Source organism: uncultured Kordia sp. (assembly GCF_947496985.1).
Classification (GTDB): domain Bacteria; phylum Bacteroidota; class Bacteroidia; order Flavobacteriales; family Flavobacteriaceae; genus Kordia.
The window spans coordinates 383,218-401,485 of sequence record NZ_CANMEZ010000004.1; the positions used below are offsets into that span (position 1 = coordinate 383,218).

12 protein-coding genes are annotated in these 18,268 nt (G+C 30.0%); 1 reads left to right on the forward strand and 11 read right to left on the reverse strand.

From position 1 onward, the window contains the following. The first annotated feature begins 1 nt into the window (after position 1). On the forward strand, positions 2–1,174 hold the full coding sequence (locus Q0828_RS12955) for a DUF4105 domain-containing protein (RefSeq protein ID WP_298421450.1): 1,173 nt from the start codon (positions 2–4) through the stop codon (positions 1,172–1,174). On the opposite strand, the gene Q0828_RS12960 is transcribed toward Q0828_RS12955, so the two are convergent. The 11 genes from Q0828_RS12960 to Q0828_RS13010 all read right to left on the reverse strand — a co-directional run bounded on the left by Q0828_RS12960 (position 1,166) and on the right by Q0828_RS13010 (position 18,264). Continuing rightward, positions 1,166–4,069, reverse strand: a complete 2,904-nt coding sequence (locus tag Q0828_RS12960; RefSeq protein WP_298421454.1) for a DUF6493 family protein — start codon at positions 4,067–4,069, stop codon at positions 1,166–1,168. The two genes, Q0828_RS12955 and Q0828_RS12960, sit on opposite strands and share 9 nt — an antisense overlap. A gap of 1 nt (position 4,070) precedes the next feature. Further along, positions 4,071–5,417 (reverse strand): SWIM zinc finger family protein, encoded by a 1,347-nt coding sequence (locus Q0828_RS12965; protein WP_298421457.1) that lies wholly within the window; start codon positions 5,415–5,417, stop codon positions 4,071–4,073. Between the two features lie 44 nt (positions 5,418–5,461). After that, entirely contained in the window at positions 5,462–8,275 is a 2,814-nt protein-coding gene (locus tag Q0828_RS12970) for a DUF6493 family protein (RefSeq protein ID WP_298421460.1), read from the reverse strand. Positions 8,276–8,556: 281 nt separating this feature from the next. Then, positions 8,557–9,954, reverse strand: a complete 1,398-nt coding sequence (locus tag Q0828_RS12975; RefSeq protein WP_298421464.1) for a sugar transferase — start codon at positions 9,952–9,954, stop codon at positions 8,557–8,559. A gap of 7 nt (positions 9,955–9,961) precedes the next feature. Beyond that, a complete protein-coding gene (locus Q0828_RS12980) occupies positions 9,962–11,239 on the reverse strand; it encodes a phenylacetate--CoA ligase family protein (RefSeq protein ID WP_298421467.1) in 1,278 nt (425 codons plus the stop codon). A gap of 95 nt (positions 11,240–11,334) precedes the next feature. After that, positions 11,335–12,342, reverse strand: coding sequence for a glycosyltransferase family 4 protein (locus Q0828_RS12985; protein ID WP_298421470.1), 1,008 nt, complete (start codon positions 12,340–12,342; stop codon positions 11,335–11,337). Next, the gene (locus Q0828_RS12990; protein ID WP_298421473.1) at positions 12,343–13,311 is read right to left on the reverse strand and encodes a hypothetical protein; all 969 of its coding nucleotides are present in this window, start codon (positions 13,309–13,311) and stop codon (positions 12,343–12,345) included. Between the two features lie 9 nt (positions 13,312–13,320). Continuing rightward, the gene (locus Q0828_RS12995) at positions 13,321–14,925 is read right to left on the reverse strand and encodes a hypothetical protein (protein ID WP_298421476.1); all 1,605 of its coding nucleotides are present in this window, start codon (positions 14,923–14,925) and stop codon (positions 13,321–13,323) included. After that, positions 14,922–15,878, reverse strand: a complete 957-nt coding sequence (locus tag Q0828_RS13000; protein WP_298421479.1) for a glycosyltransferase family 2 protein — start codon at positions 15,876–15,878, stop codon at positions 14,922–14,924. The genes Q0828_RS12995 and Q0828_RS13000 overlap by 4 nt, the downstream gene beginning before the upstream one ends. After that, positions 15,875–17,191: a hypothetical protein gene (locus Q0828_RS13005; RefSeq protein ID WP_298421483.1), complete on the reverse strand. Its 1,317-nt coding sequence runs from the start codon at positions 17,189–17,191 to the stop codon at positions 15,875–15,877. The genes Q0828_RS13000 and Q0828_RS13005 overlap by 4 nt, the downstream gene beginning before the upstream one ends. Then, complete coding sequence (locus tag Q0828_RS13010; protein WP_298421486.1) at positions 17,191–18,264, reverse strand: glycosyltransferase; 1,074 nt, start codon at positions 18,262–18,264, stop codon at positions 17,191–17,193. The genes Q0828_RS13005 and Q0828_RS13010 overlap by 1 nt, the downstream gene beginning before the upstream one ends. Positions 18,265–18,268: the final 4 nt, after the last annotated feature.

Consider the following 18,268-nt stretch of genomic DNA (forward strand, 5'->3'; position numbering starts at 1 on the left):
AATGAAAAAAGTTGTTCTACTTCTACTCTTTTTATACACTGGAATCCTTTTAGGACAGCAAATTAAGCTTTCACCTGAAGCCAAATTTTCTATAGTTACTTGTGGCGCCGGAGAAGAACTCTATTCTTCTTTTGGACATAGTGCATTTCGTTTAAAAGATCCTGTATATGGATATGATGTTGTGTACAATTATGGTGTGTTTGACTTTAATACACCAAACTTCTATGTCAAATTTGCACAAGGAAAACTTCCGTATCAATTAGGAAGAACTAGTTTTAAAAACTTTGTACGAACGTACAAATATGAAAAACGCTGGGTGAAGGAACAGGTTTTAGACTTTACTCCTGAGCAGAATCGTACCTTATTAGACTATTTAGAAAATAATTATAAAGAAGAAAATCGTTTTTATAAGTATGATTTCTTTTTTAATAATTGTGCAACAAAAAAGAGAGATATTATAGAAGAGAATCTTGGTGATGCAATTATTTTTAACGAAGATCATCTTACAGAACAAAAAACATTTAGAGATTTAATTCACGATAATCTAAATTCAAATTCTTGGTCTAGCTTTGGAATTGATATTGCGCTAGGATCTGTCATTGATAAAGTTGCTTCACCTAAAGAATATCAGTTTTTACCTGAATATGTTTTTAAAGCCTTTGAAAATGCTACATTCAACGGGAAACCTGTTGTAAAAGAAACAAAAACTATTTTAGAGGAACCAAGAAGGAAAATGTCAGGTGGAAGTGAGCTATTTTCTCCGTATGTGATTTTTACGCTCATCTTACTGGCTATACTAATCATTACGTTTTTAGATTATAAAAAGAATAAACGTACACGCTGGCTTGACGCTGTAATTATGCTTGCAACTGGACTTGCAGGAATCATGATTACCTTACTTTGGTTTGCAACCGATCATACTGCAACAGCAATGAATTGGAATGTTTTATGGCTGTTACCAATTAATATTTTCTTTATATTAAAGTTCTTATCTGCTAAAAAAGAATGCAGAGAATTGTGGAGACATTCCACTTTTTTATTAGCTTTAATCGTTGTGATGCTTTTCTTATGGTTAATTAATTTTCAAATATTCGCTTTAAGCGCTATTCCTTTACTAATAGGATTAGCTGTTCGTTATGCATATTTGACGTATTATTTTAGACGGTTAAATTAACTTTTCAATTACTTTCTCTAAAGTTTTAGATGTTTTCCAAATACGTAATTTTTGTGTTACTCCTACACTAATGTCAATATTCGGAAATTTTCGTTTGAGTTCTAAAAAGAGCTCTAATAGCTTTTTTAAACCACGCATTGGTGTATCATTCATTTCTTTGATGATAGCATCTGTCAATTCAAATAAATGTAGATTGTGTGTTTTAGAAATATTAAACATATTTAATCCAAAAATATCTGTAAAGCGTTTCATTGGTGCGTATTCACCAAATTGTAACTTCCCAATGGCATACCCTAATAAAGTATGATTCATTGTATGTTCACTTGTAGTTTTTATCCAAATTTCAGCAGCAATTTCTCGGGCAACTTTATCACTACATAAAAAACCAGTAGCTAAAAATAAATAGGTTGTTTCGCTATAATCTTTACGATACCATATTTCATATAATCCTTTTAAAACATTAACCATGTTTTTTTTACTATTCTCATCATAGAATTTAGATTCTTTCATATTATTATGAATGATTTGTGCTAAATATGGCCCTGGATTGTTAGGAGCTAAATACAAAAATTTAATATCATCATGTGCTAAAATGGTTGTTACATATTGTTCTCGTTTGAAGTAAATAAACTTATATATATTGTCATCATCAAAAGCTTTTTTATTTACTTTTTTATTGAAGAAGTTTTTAATTTTTTCAAGTGGAGAACTATATGTGTGTGTTTTTCTAATAAAGTTATTAAACTTTAATTGTTTTTCAATAATAGTTTTTTTAACATCTTTTCTTGACTGATAATCATATACTTTATATGTGTTTTCTCTGGGTTTACAAGACCATTCATACATAGCAATTTGAAATTGTAAGTTAGTTGATGTGATTGTTTCAAAACGTGTAATATTTGCAGGATTTTTTCTTGTCAAAATACTTTGTAACCAAAATTTAGACTCAATAATTTTGCAATTATCAAAATCAATTCCTCCAAAGTGATAGCGTAATACTAAACGAATTTCTTTTTCATTAATTTGATCAATTTTTCTTGAAATTTCTGTAGTCATTTCTGTTAGCGGAATTCTTCCCAAACCAATTTGAAAATCATAAAGATTGAATTGCCCTCCTTGTTTTTGTATATCTAACATTCTATCCAAGAATACTTCAGGAGCTATCCAACAAGGCGCATGCGTCGGTGTTGATAATACTGGTATAGTTCTTTTATTTCTAATATTACCCAAGGAATACGCAAATAGAAAGCGATGTAGGTTATAAACATAATATGGTATTGAATGAGATTCAAACCGTCTTAAATATTCCTTTTTGCTACCATTTCGCCAAGTATCTTCTTTAAATTTTTTATCTCTATATTTCCAGAAATTACTCAATTCAGTTGGATATTTCTTGACAATTTCTTTTCCTAAATCATTAATATATAAAGCAGCCATAGACTCTATATAGCCTATTTGACTATTCCATTCATGCGAAAATGACAAATCAAAAGCACGTTTTAAAATTGGAGCCAATCTTGATGCATTGTCTTTAGTAATTAAAAGATTTAGTTTTGGTAAGTACATCAATAATAAGTCAATATGATACATTTCATTATTAGCTAATACTTGGCTTACAAAGAAAATTAAGTCATCAAACGTTTCATACACAGGTAACCTTGTATGTTCAGAAAGTACTTCCATTTCTACAGTTTCAGAAATATCGTCCTCTAATTCCGTAGGATCGGTATGAATATAATCGCTAATTATCTCTTTACTGGCATACAGCAAAGCATCTGTATACATTTCTATTTCAGCAGCTAATTCTTCATTTGTTGCATCACCATATTTATTAATAATTTTAGCGGCACGTACTTGAATTTTCTCATCAGTATTTAGCAAAGCTTCCGTTGCTTTTTTACAAATATCAATCTGAAGTGATTTATGTGTTTTTGCAATTTTATCTAAAATCATTAAGGTAGAGTTCACAACTGATTTTACTTCAGAACTCAATAATATAGAAGCATTTTCAATAAAAATTATATATTTAAACTCTTTAGCAATCGCGGCGATTTTAAAATATTTTAAAACCGTATTAACTACTTTTGAATGTGGAGAATTTAATGCTGAAAATAGTTCGTCTTGAAGCATTAACACTTCTTCTTTTGTTGGATTAAGTTTTAATAAAAGTTCAAAAAACCATCCGCTTAAGGTTTGATTAAACCCTTTAGTTGCTGTATAAATAGTAGCGATTAATACTTTTTTTCTGTTTAAATGTCCTTTGCTTGTAAAATCAACAATGGTTTTTATCCAAACATCTAAAAAATTAATTCCAGAATCTTCTTCAAACAAATACCAAATATGTGTTTCTAAGGTTACTTCGTTTCTTAGTAAAACTTCTGGTTTATATGATACCTTATGCACACCATCTACCCAAGTACTATCCACAATAGCATTTGGTAATTTGGCGATTATAAGCTCCTTGGAAGGTTCTAAATATTCCTGTTCTTGTAAATAGATTAATAAATCATAATCTAAATCCCAAGGATTTGCTTCATTAACCAAATCACTGTACCATTTTGGTGCAAACCAAGGAAGTATTTCATTAATAACTTTTTTGGATATAAGAAAGTTATTGTTTGAAAAAATTCTTCTGGCGTCTGTTTTATTATAAAGCAAAAAGCAAACTAAGTTCATTGTTTGCTGTTGTTGGTCGCTATGTGTTGGGTTTGAAGAATATTCTATTCCCCATTTTGTTTTCTTTGTAGAATCTTTTCGTTCAAAAACAATATTTCGTAATTCTTTAACCTCTTTAACAAATGCGGTTTTCTCTTTTCTATTAAGTGAAAGACTTTTTAAAAAAGAAACTACATCTTTTTCAATTTTGACTATTTCTTTGAGTTCGTTGATCAGCATATTACAATGATTTTGCCATTTTTTTTACTGCTAAAATATGCTTGCAAACACCACGTTCTCCTTGATTTCTACTAAACCAAGTACAAGTGCATTTTTGTGTTTCTCCTTTTAAAATTACATAATGCTGTACGCCACTACCTTCTACCCTTGCTTCTATTTCATTATCTTTTTTAGACGTAATATTTACTTTATTTTCTTCTAGAAGTTTTTCTGCGCCTTTCAGTCTTGGATTTAAGGAGAGTATTCGTTCTAATTTAAAAGGTAATCTTCGATAGAAGAAACCATTTTTGTCCAAATCATAGCCTAATAATCCCATGGCAGATAGTTTAGTCGCAAGTTTATCTATTTTAGAAATGTCAATACCAGCTTCAAATGAAAGTAATGTTGGATTGAATTCTTGATTAGTAAATGAATAGTTATCAAATGCTTTTACTAGCGAATCTGGCAAATCTTCTATTAATGCTTCTAAAGCTGCACCTTCTCCTGAAAATCCTCTCCAAAAATCTCTGGAAACAGAAAACACAAGGTTTAGTTCATTAAAGCATAGGATAAATGTTACCGATTGCATGTCCTTTTGTGGATATATTTTTAATTCATTAATTAATGGAATAAGTGGTTGTACTAATTTTAATCGATGAATTCCACCAATACAAACTGCATTTTTTGCTTTTAGTGGACTAAACATATATTTGCTTCCTCTTTTGATAAGAAAATAATCTGTTTTCACTTTTCCAGAAGGAATCGATTTAAAAAGTTGCAACGCTTGAATTCGACTCAATGTCAATGCATAATCTGATTCTGAAAAATAATGTTGAACCGTTGTCAATCCTTTAATCCATTTGGTTGGCAATGGTACTTTTCGTTCTATAAAACTTTCTCCTTCTTTATGAAACCCTACTTCTTTTTTCCCAACAGAAAGAATCAAATCATCATTCTTTTTAATTTTTCCTAATTCAGAAATTAAGGGTGTATTAAAATCTACGTTTGTCGTTCCGTTTTCTATAAATTCACCATCCTGACCATTTTCTAACACATCTACCCTAGCATATACACCTGCGCAATGTGAAAATCCTTCAAATCGTATTTGATTATTTCCAGCGGTTACAATTGGATCTTTTAGTAATCCTAATTGAAATGGAGACAAATTGAAACTCGATTGTACAATGTTAGACAACGTAATTAAACATCGTGATAATTCATACGGATTGTTTAATTTTCCCCAAAAGAAACATGGCGAATTTCCTTTGTGCACTTCATTAAATTTTGACAATAATAAGTTCTCTTGTCCATTTGTATTTTGTAAACTTGAAAGCGCGTTATATTGATAGTTAAGTGTATTTGTTGCCATATTTTTATAATTACTTTAGTGTATCAAAAGATACTTATTTTGTTTTAATTTTTGAGAAGCTTATTAATCACCGATTGTAAACTCTTTGTTTCTTTCCAAATCATTAATTTCTCTCTCATTCCTGTATCAATTGGAATTGTTGGAAAACTACGTTTGAGTTCTAAAAACAATTCTAATAACTTTTTTCCTCCGCGTAAAGGCGTATCATGCATATCACGAATCATTATTGACAGTAACTTAAACAGTTGTACATCATGCTTTTTGGATATATGTAATAGCTGCATTTCTATTATATCTGTAAAACGTTTCATAGGTGCATAGGTGTCATATTGTAGTTTCCCTAAATATGTTCCTACTAACGTGGTATTCATTATATCATTAGAAACTCCTTTTATCCAAATTTCTGCAGCAATTTCCCTGGCCGTTTTATTACTACACAACATTCCAATTGATACAAATAGATAAGTAGTTTCTTTGTAATTATATCTATGCCATATTTCATGTAATAATTGTAATGAACTAACAATATACATATTGGTGCTTTCATTAGAAAAAGTAGATTCTTGTAATGATATTTCAATAGCATTGCTTAAAAACACAGTTGGATTATTTGGCATAACAGCTATCAATTCTGTATTTATATATGGAAAACCACCTTTTTCATAAAAATAATCTGAAAAATATAATTCATTATATATACATGGAATTCCAAGTGTATTATTTTTTAGGATTGAAATATCTGTGAATTTTGGCAACTTTTCAATTGTAAACATTGATTGTTTCAAGATCTTCGTTTCAAAGTAAATACTATCTTCTTTATTGTTTTTACTTATGACACTTTGTAGCCAAAATGCTGGCTTTGTAATATGACTGTTTTGAATCTTTTCTAAATCAAAATGATATTTGAATACTGCTTTTAGTTCTACATTTTGAATACGTTCTATTTCTTCCAAAATCCCTTTTGAATTTTCCTGAATTGGTAATCTTCCAATGGCTATTTGAAAATCATATATATTAATTTCAATTTTTTGCTCATAATACAGCACAATTCTATCAATAAGTACTTGTGGAGTTATCCAAAATGGTAAATGTGTTGGTAATGACAATAGTGGTATAGTACAACCGCTTTGTATATACTCTTTAGACTTTTTTAATAATTCTAAATGTATCTTGCATACACTATGTGTAACTGATTGTTCTTCTAAATCTTTAAATAATCCTTTATAATCAGAGTAATAAACAAATTCATCATCAGAAGCTTTTCTTTTAAGAAGTTCTTTTATGCGCTGCTCTTTTTCTTTTATAGCATCTTGAAATGTTAATGGATATTTCTTTTCAAGAAATTTACCAAAATCATATAAATAAAACAAAACTGCAAAATCTACAGAACCAATATCTGTTCCTCCTATGAAAATTACATTTTCAAGAAATCGCTTTACAATTGGCACAAATTTAATACTGTTTTCATCGTTGATTAATATGGTTAATTTAGGAACAGCATGCATCACAAGGTCTACATAATGTATGTCATTGTTGTGAAATGCCTGTTGGACTAAAAAGATTAAATCATCAACAGTTTCATAGACCGAAAGTTTATTATCTTCTGTAAAAAAGTCAATAACTTCTTTTGTACTTTCTTCCTTAATACAAATGGGTTTTGCTGTTGAATTATCTAGATATTCTTTTAATAATCCTTTTGACTCATTAAATAAGTTATTTGTATGACTTTGTACTATATATTGGAATTTTTTATCACTTACATCACCATATTTACGAATAATTTTTGCAGCTTTGATTTGTACTTTTTCATCTGCATGCAACAAGGCTTCAGTAGCTTTTTCACATATAATTACATGAAATTTTGTTTCTATTTTGGCTATTCTTTCCAAAATGATTAAAGTATCACTAACCACCGTTTTTGTTTCTGAACTTAATAGTATAGATACATACTCTATAAAGTCTGAACGATTAAATTTCGGTTCAGAAGCTATCAATTTTACATACCTTAAATTCGATTGTACTATTGTGGGATCTATTGAATTTAGACCAACAAATAATGCATCTTGCAATGTTAGAAGTTCTTCTTTTTCGGGTGCAATTTTTTTAAGCAAGTTAAGAAACCAATTACTCAATGCTTTCTCAAATTGTAACGATCCACTAAGAATGATGGCTTCTATTAACTTTTTACGATCAATTCTGTTATCCTTTATAAGATTCAAAATTGTTTCTATCCATAAATCTTTTTTTTCTCCCTCGTATATTGAAGCCCAATAATGTTTATAATCATGAAGTAATGATTCTTCTTGAAAAAAGTACCAAAAGTGCGTATCTAAAGTAATTTTATGCTTCCATAGTATTTCGGGAGTATATACAAGAACTTCTCTTTTATCATTAAAATCTATAATAACTCGCGCTAATTTATCTACAACTAATGATTTCGAAAGTGTTGTTATATATCCTTTGTGATATATGTCTAACAATTCATCATACCGAAGTACCCAAGGAGTTTCTTCATTTATAAATGCATCATACCATTTGGGAACATACCAAGGCAATATCTCCTTAATTACATACTGACTAACCATCATGTTGTGCCTAGAAAAAAGGCTTCGTGCATCGGTTTTATTGTAACAGATAAAACAAGCTGTTTCTACAATAAATAATTGAGCATCTGAATATAAAAGCTCGTAACCATATGGAACACCTAGAATTTTTTTTCTTACAAGTTTTCTACGATCCGAGAGTATTTGTTTTAAAAAAGGAACGAGTTCTCTTTTTTCTTTTGCTGTTAACTTTTTCAAAAAAGGAAGTACATCTTTCTTCTTCTTTACTATTGTCTTAAATTCATTTATCAACATACGTAATAATTGAATTTAGCTAGACAAAAACTGTCTTTTATATTTAAAAAATGAAGTGCTGGAAATTGTGAAGCGCTGAGTTTTCGTATTTTTATATTCATATAATGTACACCTCTAAATAGAAATTTAGTGTTCTGTATTAAATTAAACTTATGTATTTGAGGGGTAATTTTGAAAAATACGCTTATTATTTTTCTTCTTGTAAGATAAAAAAAATAGTAGAGATAATATGAATGAAATTATAAATCTACTGCAAAGACAGGAATATTAAATTTAAAAAATTACCGTCCACGATAAAACAATACTGTACTCAGAGTTTTTACGATAATGTTTAAATCCAAAAAGAAACTACGATGTTTTATATAATACAAATCGTATTGGAGTTTACGCAAGCTGTCTTCCATAGAAGCTCCATAATCTGTTTTTACTTGTGCCCAACCTGTTACACCAGGTTTTACTATATGACGAATTTCGTAAAACGTAAGACTTTCTGATAATTGTTTTACAAAAGCAGGACGTTCAGGTCTTGGACCAATCATGCTCATTTCACCTTTTAAAACATTGATAAACTGAGGTACTTCATCCAAACGTGATTTACGTAAGAAGCTGCCAAACTTCGTAATTCGGTTATCATTTTTTGTCGCCCAAACAGCGCCGTTTTTTTCTGCATTCACCACCATGCTACGCAATTTGTATATCTTAAAAGGAATACCGTTTTTCCCAACACGTTCTTGTGTATAGAATAATGGTCCTCTATTTCCAATTAAGTTTCCAATGAGCACTAATGGTAAAAACAACAAGCTTGCTGTTAATCCTAATATGGCAAATAGAATATCAAACAAACGATGAAAGAATAAATATAACTTGTTTTGATTGCTTCGACTAAACGGAAAGTATTTGTAAAAATCTTTTCCAACGTATTGAACCGGTACTCTAAATGTCAATTCTTCGTATACTTGAATGTATTCTTTTATAGGTAAGCCAGTTTCCAACAAAGAGATTAAACCTTCAAATAACGGCTTATTTAATTCTTCACGTTCATTACTTGCTATAATAACCTCTGAAACTGCTTTTTCTTTAGCAACCTTTGGTAAATCTAAGCTAGTAATTTCTTCCAAATCACTTAAGTCAATATTATTGTCTGCAGTTGTCGAACTTGAGTTTATATAACCGACTACTTTCGCATACTTTGTATGATCTTTAATCGCAGTTGCTATAATAGACACTTCTTCTTTGTTTCCAATGATAAGAATGTTTTTATAGAATCTAGGTGATGAAATAAAGAATATATACGCACAACGCCAAATATAGATTGCAACAGAAATTGCCAAAAAGAAATAAAGTATCTGTAAACGATTTTCAGGAAGTTCTGGTGTAAAGAACGGTGTTAATAAGTAGCATAATACAGTAATAGAAACTGTTAACACCAAACTCTGGAAAGTACTATCAAATCTACTACTTTTTCGTAAGTCATACATTTCTAGCACTGTAGAAAATAATAAGTAGTACCCAATTAAAACTACAGACCAAAACCAACGTTCGTGTGTAATTTTAAAGTAATCGAAATCAAAAATACTTGACACTATATACAATCCAAACAACAAGGCTAAGACATCGAAAACCCTAAGTAAGAGCTTACGTTCCGAAATTTCGAAATGCATATTAGATTTTGAGGACATACTATAATTAAATATAAGAGATAAAACTTTTCGTTTTTCCTTTCACTTCCATCTTCTTCACGTTTTGATAAATGTTGTAGGTAATATCATCGTTGAAGTAGTTGTAAATCTCTTGTTTTAGTAATTGTTGTTGTTTATTGGTTATGTTTTCTTCGAGGTTAAATATAAGAATTCCTTTTTCTTTTTGGATAATTTGATACGTAAGTTTTAAGTTATGTTTTTCACCAAGGTTTTTAAAGATATAATAGAAATATAAACTAGGGTATATTTCTTGCTTTCCATATACGTTCTCTCCTATTCTTCCGGTAACTTCTTCTAATATATAATGTGCTTTTCCACAAGCGCACGCCTTATTTTTAGGTGCTAACTGAATATAATCACCTAATTGATACCGTATAATTGGGAAAGTTTTCATTTGTAGATTTGTCACTACAATTTGATGATCAATTTCTTCTACAATTACACCTTCCATGTTTATATGCATGTATCCTTTTTCGCACTCAAAGGCAATAATACCAGTTTCTGCAGCACCATATTCGCTAATAATAGGAACATTAAAGGCTTTTTTGATTTCTTCTTTGTAACTATCGTAAATTTTCTCCGAAGTTCCTTTCACCATTTTAATATGTACTGGTTTAGGAAGATTTTTCTCGTTGATTAATTTTGCAGATTGATAAATCATAGATGAATATCCATGAATATACTTCGCTTTTTGTAACTTTTTCACAAATTGATTAAAGGCTTCTTCTTTATAATCAAATACTCTGAAGCGATTTTGTAATGCATCTAAAACTTTAACTTTAAGACGCTTAAATGATGAAAAGTCGAATCCCCAAAAATAACCATTTCGTTCCCATGGCTGTACATTATGCCACGAATATCCTCTAAATATAGAAGCTCTGTTAAACGAATCGGCTTCTTCTTCCCTTTTATATACTAACGGATCTCCCGATGAACCTGAAGTTGTTGCAGTAAATACTTTTTTGAAGGAATGCTTTGTATGAATTGCTTCATTATACTCAATTACATCAGATTTAGACAATAATGGTAATTGTTTGATATCTTCTAGCGACGTAAATGATTTAACATCAATATCCTTAAATTGTTCTTTATAGTATCTTGAATTTGCTTTTGCGAAAGTGATTAGTTCCGTAAGTTGCTGTAATTGATAGTTTTCCAATTCTTGAATTGACCATTTTTCAGATGCTTTTAAAAAGGCAAACCACTTCCGAATGGAAGGATTACGTAAACGTTCGCCAAGTTTAAAAAGTAATTTATGAAGCATATTTTGAGTCAATAAAAAGTGAAAATAATTAAATTTTATGAGTTATAAAGTACTTGTGACGATAGATTTATTTTTGATCTAATAAAATTATTTTTTTATGAATCTAACAATGTTTTCCATTGATTTTTGACAATTTCCCAATCAAACTGAGTTGCTTTTTGTTTGGCTTGTTTTGTCAGTTTTTGAACCAATTCTGGTGATTTGATAAGCTTTTCAATAGCTTTTACCATTTCATTTACATTGTTTGACTCAACCAATAAACCATCTTTTAAATTTTCAATTAGGAATGGAATTCCCCCAACATTTGTAGAAACTATAGGCATTCCAAGCGCCATAGCTTCTATGAGACTTACAGGCATATTATCAAAATTAGTGGTATTGATAAAAATATCATATGCTTTAGCACGTGAAATCCAATCATGTTTAGATAACTTTCCCGTGAAAGTAACTTCTATATTCAACTCTTTCGCTACAGTTTTTGTTTTTGTGAAAGAATCATCTTTTTCTGGACCAACCATGCATAATTCTACTTCTAAACCTTTATTTTTCAATACATTCACAACTTTTATTGCCATCGTTGGATTGTAAATTTCGGCAAACGAACGTACCCACAAAAGTCTAGCTTTTACTTGTTTTCGCTCTTTAAAAGGATAATCATTTAGTTCTATGTTATTTGGAATATGAACCAAGTTTGTATATCCATGTGCTTCAAATTTTGTTTTTAGAAAAAGTGATGGACATACGTTTATTTCCGAATTTTTAAAAATCGTTTCACTTTTGGAAACACTGTTTTTTAAACGTTCTTCTAAATTTCCACCATGTAATATTGGAATGTATTTTATTTTCAGTAAAATACACAACTTACTCACCAAATATGCATAGTAAAAGTTAGAGGTACTATATGTGTCAATCAGCACTTTAGAAGTTTTTTTGCGATGTTTAAAAACTGTCCAAAGCATATCAAACATGCGTAAGATTTTGTTTTGTTTGTTAGAAGTTACACGAATTTCAAAATCTTCATTTTGTAGCAACTTCCCCAATGTTTCAATCGTAGTTGCTGTTTTTCCATGACCTGAAACGATATTTCCAACATAAACAATCATCTAGAAATTATTTGAAAAACTAAAAGTTATTTTTTCTACTCCATAACCATATCCGTCATAAATAGCTTTGTATGTACCGTTAGGAAGTTTATGGATATCAATATGATGCATTCCATTTTTCGTCCAAGAATCGCCTTGATTTTTCAAAATTGGATTGTTTGGTAAAGATGATTCTTTATAATAGGTTTTAGATATAGAATCAATTGAAAAACCATATACAGCACGACCGTATCCTCCAAAATGATCTTGTGCAAAACGAATTGTTTTTCCATCTTCTTGAAAAACACGCCCAGCCGAACGCGTATAGTTTTCTTTTCGTAAAGGAGAACTTGGATGTTCTTTCCAATCACCATATAAACTATCAGAATAATAAAGTTTTAACTCATCATTTTTGGTTGCAAACATATATGACACATTATTTTTTTCAAATAATGTTGCATCTACCAAACGTTCATTTTTAATCAGGATTTTATCTACTTTCCAGTCAAATGGAAAATTATCAGTTTTATACAAACGAACTTGTTCATGACGTTTTGTTTCTGGAATCATGTAGGAAATTCCATTTTTTTCAAACATAAATGGATAAGATAAATGAACAGATTCATCTAATGCAATTCCTAAGTATTTCCAGTTACCATTTTCTTCAATAGCTACACCAACATCTGCATGTTTTCCGTTCATAATTTCGAAAAAAGCATACCATTTTCCATTGTGATTATGCAAAAAAGGATCAGCCATTAAACGATTTTTAGCAATATCATTCACTTCTCTATTAAATACTTCTGCTTCATTAACATTCCACTCAAGCGGATTTTTTGAAACACTCGTTCCTATTGAATAGTAAGCTCCTGTAATTTTTCGTCCAAAGAAAGGCACAGGTTTTTTCATAAAATAGCAATACCCAATATAACTCGAAAAGAGAAATCCGATAATGAATACAAATACTATGGCTTTTTTTAGGATTTTCATGTGTATTAACTACTGTTTTATTCTTTCCTTTACTTTATACAATCGCCATTTCCCTTTTTGAATAATGAGCTCTAATTCGGGTAAATCTATGTAAATTAATACATAATCTACACCATAATTGCGTAAAAATTGATTTCCTTCTACTCTATCTAACGCTGTAAATTCCTTGTAGTCTTGATACCATTTTACAAATCGTTTTGGATTTCCTTCAATCAACATGTTAGCGCCTTTACTATCTAAATCAACCGAACGTCTTCCGCCTGATCGTCCAATATCTGGGGCAAACAATAACACATCTTCAGGTGTCTTTTCTCTTATAAACGTCAATACTTCATGTAAATCTTCATCATCATTTCCGTTTGCAATGTTTCCGATTGATAATGAATTTGGCAATACACGTCGAACAATATCATTAGAAGCCATAGGAATAGCATCAAATGTTTGATGCTTAGAGATTACTAAAAGTAATAGAAAACCACCAAAGATGAATGGAAACAACTGTTGAAAGCGTTCATTTCGGTATAAAACATCTAATATAAATAGGATGGCAAAGAAAAATGCTACGATCAATAGTTTTTGAATTCGAACCAATTGGAATGACATTCGAATGTTTTTGTCAAATGTTTCATTTACAAATAATTCTAAAAATGTAAATATATTTGGCAATACAAACAACACTACACTTAGTATTAATAAGTAGTTGCTACGTGTTTTATCTATTCGATTTCCTCTTGCATAAGCATAGATTGCAAATACTACTACAGGAATAAAATACACTATATATTTTAATTGTAGCCATTGTTTCCAAAAAGTTGTCGGTTCGCGTAAAAATGAAGAAAATTTAAGTTCTATAGCTTCATGATATAATGATAAATCATAGTTTGCGTCTGTAGAAACGTTTCCAAAATAGGTTAGAAAAAAGGGCAACATTCCTAAAAATGCTAAGACGATGACTATTACATTACGTAAATTTAATAGTTTTAATAATTTCTTTTTTTCATAATAGTCATGTAAAAACACATAACTGAAAAATAATAAAACACCGCCTAAACCTGTGATTGGATGAAAGTTGAATAATAAACCTGCTAAAAAAGCAGCTATGTATAATTTTAGGTTGTTTTTAAAGTTGAATAGTAAAAATGGTAATGGCAATACCGCGTAATAGACAACGCGTGGTAACATAGACCATAAGTCTGAGATTCCCCAATACTCGTAACCTGGAATCCAAATAATTCCTCTCATAAAGATAGACACAAAAAGCGCTATCCAGAAGTTTTTGGTGATTCTGAATAATAAGAAATACCAAAGTAATCCAAAAAGAATGTGACAGATAAATGTAAGTATATTTAGTGCCTGCACATAGTTTCCGTCTGTGAATTTTGCTAAAAAGCGTAATGTTTCAATATAAAAAGGCGTATAATATTTTACATTATTGATATCATTACAAAATAGATCTTTCGCAAATAAAGTTGGATCATCTTTTTTGAGGCATACAGGTATAATGTTGTGTAAATCAGAGCTTAAATGTGTTTCGTTTGCTGACAGATTTCCTAGATAATATCCAAAAGCAATACAAACATTCAATAGTATGACAATGATGTGTTTGCGCTTCATCCTTCAGATTTTGGGGCTTTTAGAATATCGTATTGAATGGCTTGTAGTAACAACTGGAACCCAAGAATTAGTGAAACTGTAATTAGCATAATGGTTCCTGTTGGCGTAAATTCACCTAAAGAAGCATAATAAACCCAATTATAAATTCCGTAAATCACACCAAATAGAAACATTGGAAAACCAAATAATAGATATATAGACGCTATGTTGAAATCGTAAATAAAATAACTTTTAAAGATGCGTTTTATGAACGTTTTTGTCAGTTTTGGAATAAATATGAATGGTATTTGCCAAACTTTCATGCTCGATTTTTCATCTCCGTAGTTTGCTGGCATTGGCACATCTTTGATTCGTGCATCTTGAAAATACAATTCTGCAATTAATGAGGATTCAAAGAAATAATCTCGGTGAATATTTGTGAAATCGAGTTGCTTAAGTAATTCAACTTTTATCGCAAAGAAACCATTAGTAGGATCAAAATTATTCCAATATCCTGAAGCAACTTTGATTAAAAATGATAATCCTAAGTTTCCAACCTTTCGTACAAACGGCATTTGTCGCAAGGCTTTAAAATCTTTAAAACGATTTCCTTTTGCATAATCTGCTTTGTTTTCTATTAAGGGTTTCAACAAATCAGGTATATAACTACTATCCATTTGATCATCTGCATCAACTTTTATTGCATAGTCAAGTTCTAATTCAATTGCTTTTTGAAAACCGTGTTTAGTAGCACCACCAACACCTAAGTTTTTTTCATTCTTAACAATCACAATACGATCAGATGTTTTTGATTGTGCTACTAAACTTTCAGGAATTGGTTCTTTTCCACAATCATCTACAATGATTACTTTAGAAATGAACACAGGCAACTTATTCACTACATTTTCAATGTGTTTTGCAGCATTGTAATAGGGAATTATAACTCCAATTGTGTAGGTTTCAAAGTTGATCATACTTTTTTATAATATCTTGGTGTAATTAACACTGCTGTTGAAAATAAAAACAAGCCCAATATAGCAAAAACAGGTCGGTAAACGTATAAATGTTCACCAAATAATAAGGTAACCATCATTGCTAATACCAATCCTTTCATAGCAATACCTAAGTTTTTAAATTGCTTATAATCTATCGTAAAATAGTTTAATAACCATCTAACATAAAAATACAATCCTACCAAACCAACTTCGTTTATTAGTGTTAGATAAATATTATGTGCTGAGTTTCCAATGAGAATAAAGTTGTTAAAACCTGACCCAAATGGCACAATATATAAATGTGTTAATAAATAATTTATGTATTTTACTGACAAGTTTTTACGTCCAGCACCTAAATCTTCATACAAACCATCTATATCTCCTTCTGCTATTAGTGAAGGGTCGGAAAGTTTATTGATAACACGCCCATTGAATACATCTGTTATGATGGAAAAAATTTCTGAATTATAGGCTGCAACAGCTAATAATCCTGCTCCAACAAAGAAGGAGATATATAAAAATTTACCTGTAGATTTTACAAAGAAATATAACGCAAAGATTAATAATCCAACATAACTTGTTCGTGAACCACTTAATGATAGGGCAATAATTGCGAATAAGATACCTCCTAAAAGAAATAAGCGATTTATTTTTAGGTTTTTTTCCAAAAATAAACCAATGAACGTAATTAATGAAGTCATCATAACCATTCCTAATACAATTTTATTAGGGCCTAAAATCCCAGAAAGGAATCCTCCATAAGATTTCCTATCTATATCACTCCATAGATAGCCTATGACTCCAAAATGCTGTCCCAATACTACTAAAGTAGCTATGATTGCCATAATTATATATAAGTAAACAAATTGACGTAATATCTTGACATTTCGCATTAGAATAAGAAAAAACACGAACGAAAAGTAAAACGTAATGAAGTGATACATGAATAATACTGTACGTAAAATCCAAGTAAGTCGTCCATTTATGTAACTAATCAAGAATGTAAATATCATCATAAACAACGACCATTTGATGAAAATCCACAAGTATTGTAAATATCTTTTACGATTGATAAACCAAAGGAGAGTATCTAGATTCTCTACAAATTTGTAGATCACTAACATTCCTAAAAAATCATATAATCGTAATTCGTTGCTTCCCGTGATACTGTATTTAAAAACTGCTACATTGTAGAAATAAGATATTAAAATACCAAATAGCAAAAGCTTGAGAAACATTGATTTTCCCATAGCTAATAATTCTCTTTCTATTCTTCCTACAGACGTAGCCATTATAATTCTTTATAAAAAGTTTTTAATTGTTGTATGATTGCTTCTTGTGCAAAATGCTGATTGATATGTTTCTGCAAATTTGCTGCTTTTTTTGTTCTATCTAATTGGTTTTCTATTAAAATATTTAGTTTTTCTGCAAACTTTGTAACTTGTTTACTTTTAACTAAATATCCTTTTGAATCATCAGCAATTACACGATTACACTCACCAACATCTGTTGCTAAAACCGCTAAACCATGTAAACCGTATTCTAATAATGCTATTGGCAATCCTTCAGATTGTGAAGATAATACTCCAATATCACATTGTGCCAGTATATGCGAAACATCTTCCTTACTTCCATATACAAATACATTTTTACTTAATCCGTGATCATGAATGTATAATTGTACTTTTCGAGAGTAATCATCTTCAAAATCTTTTCCGACAATATGTAATGTCCAATCGTTATGTGTTTTTATAGTATTTTTAAAAGCTTCTAACAATAATAAATGATCTTTTTGCGGGCGTAAATTTGCCAAACACACAATTCGTTTTCCTAGTGTTCCTTTTAAATTTGTTGTTTTTGCTACAGTTGTATTCTTTACAGGAAAATTTGATAAATAGGTAACTTTTGAAACCGCTAATTCTTCTTCTGCCCAATCTTTTAATTGTTGATTTACAGCAATAACCCCATTCATCCAATAAGAAGCAACTTTTAATACAAACGACTTACGTTCCTTTAAAAATTCACTATTTCCATAATGATCGTGCCAAACCATTTTAAATTTTGGATAGATCATTTTGGTTAAGAACACAATAAAAAAAGATGTAGCATGCGCATGAACTATTGTGATTTTGTGTTCTTTAATAAATGTTTTTAATCGTTTGATAGCTTTAAAATCAAATGTTTTTGCACGATTTAAGAATAAATATTCAACGTTATTTGAAAGCTGGTTTTTAAGAATTCCTTCTTTGCGTGTTGTACATAGATAAGAAATATCAACTTCAGTCGCTAATGCATTTGCGTAGGTTAATGCTAATTTCTCAGCACCACCAGCTTCTAATGTATCAATGACTTGTAGCGTTTTCATTTTA

Bases quoted from the DNA above. Each gene is read 5' to 3' on its own strand.
- Q0828_RS12955 (WP_298421450.1), top strand. From the start codon at position 2: ATGAAAAAAGTTGTTCTACTTCTACTCTTTTTATACACTGGAATCCTT.
- Q0828_RS12960 (WP_298421454.1), bottom strand. From the start codon at position 4,069: ATGCTGATCAACGAACTCAAAGAAATAGTCAAAATTGAAAAAGATGTA.
- Q0828_RS12965 (WP_298421457.1), bottom strand. From the start codon at position 5,417: ATGGCAACAAATACACTTAACTATCAATATAACGCGCTTTCAAGTTTA.
- Q0828_RS12970 (WP_298421460.1), bottom strand. From the start codon at position 8,275: ATGTTGATAAATGAATTTAAGACAATAGTAAAGAAGAAGAAAGATGTA.
- Q0828_RS12975 (WP_298421464.1), bottom strand. From the start codon at position 9,954: ATGTCCTCAAAATCTAATATGCATTTCGAAATTTCGGAACGTAAGCTC.
- Q0828_RS12980 (WP_298421467.1), bottom strand. From the start codon at position 11,239: ATGCTTCATAAATTACTTTTTAAACTTGGCGAACGTTTACGTAATCCT.
- Q0828_RS12985 (WP_298421470.1), bottom strand. From the start codon at position 12,342: ATGATTGTTTATGTTGGAAATATCGTTTCAGGTCATGGAAAAACAGCA.
- Q0828_RS12990 (WP_298421473.1), bottom strand. From the start codon at position 13,311: ATGAAAATCCTAAAAAAAGCCATAGTATTTGTATTCATTATCGGATTT.
- Q0828_RS12995 (WP_298421476.1), bottom strand. From the start codon at position 14,925: ATGAAGCGCAAACACATCATTGTCATACTATTGAATGTTTGTATTGCT.
- Q0828_RS13000 (WP_298421479.1), bottom strand. From the start codon at position 15,878: ATGATCAACTTTGAAACCTACACAATTGGAGTTATAATTCCCTATTAC.
- Q0828_RS13005 (WP_298421483.1), bottom strand. From the start codon at position 17,191: ATGGCTACGTCTGTAGGAAGAATAGAAAGAGAATTATTAGCTATGGGA.
- Q0828_RS13010 (WP_298421486.1), bottom strand. From the start codon at position 18,264: ATGAAAACGCTACAAGTCATTGATACATTAGAAGCTGGTGGTGCTGAG.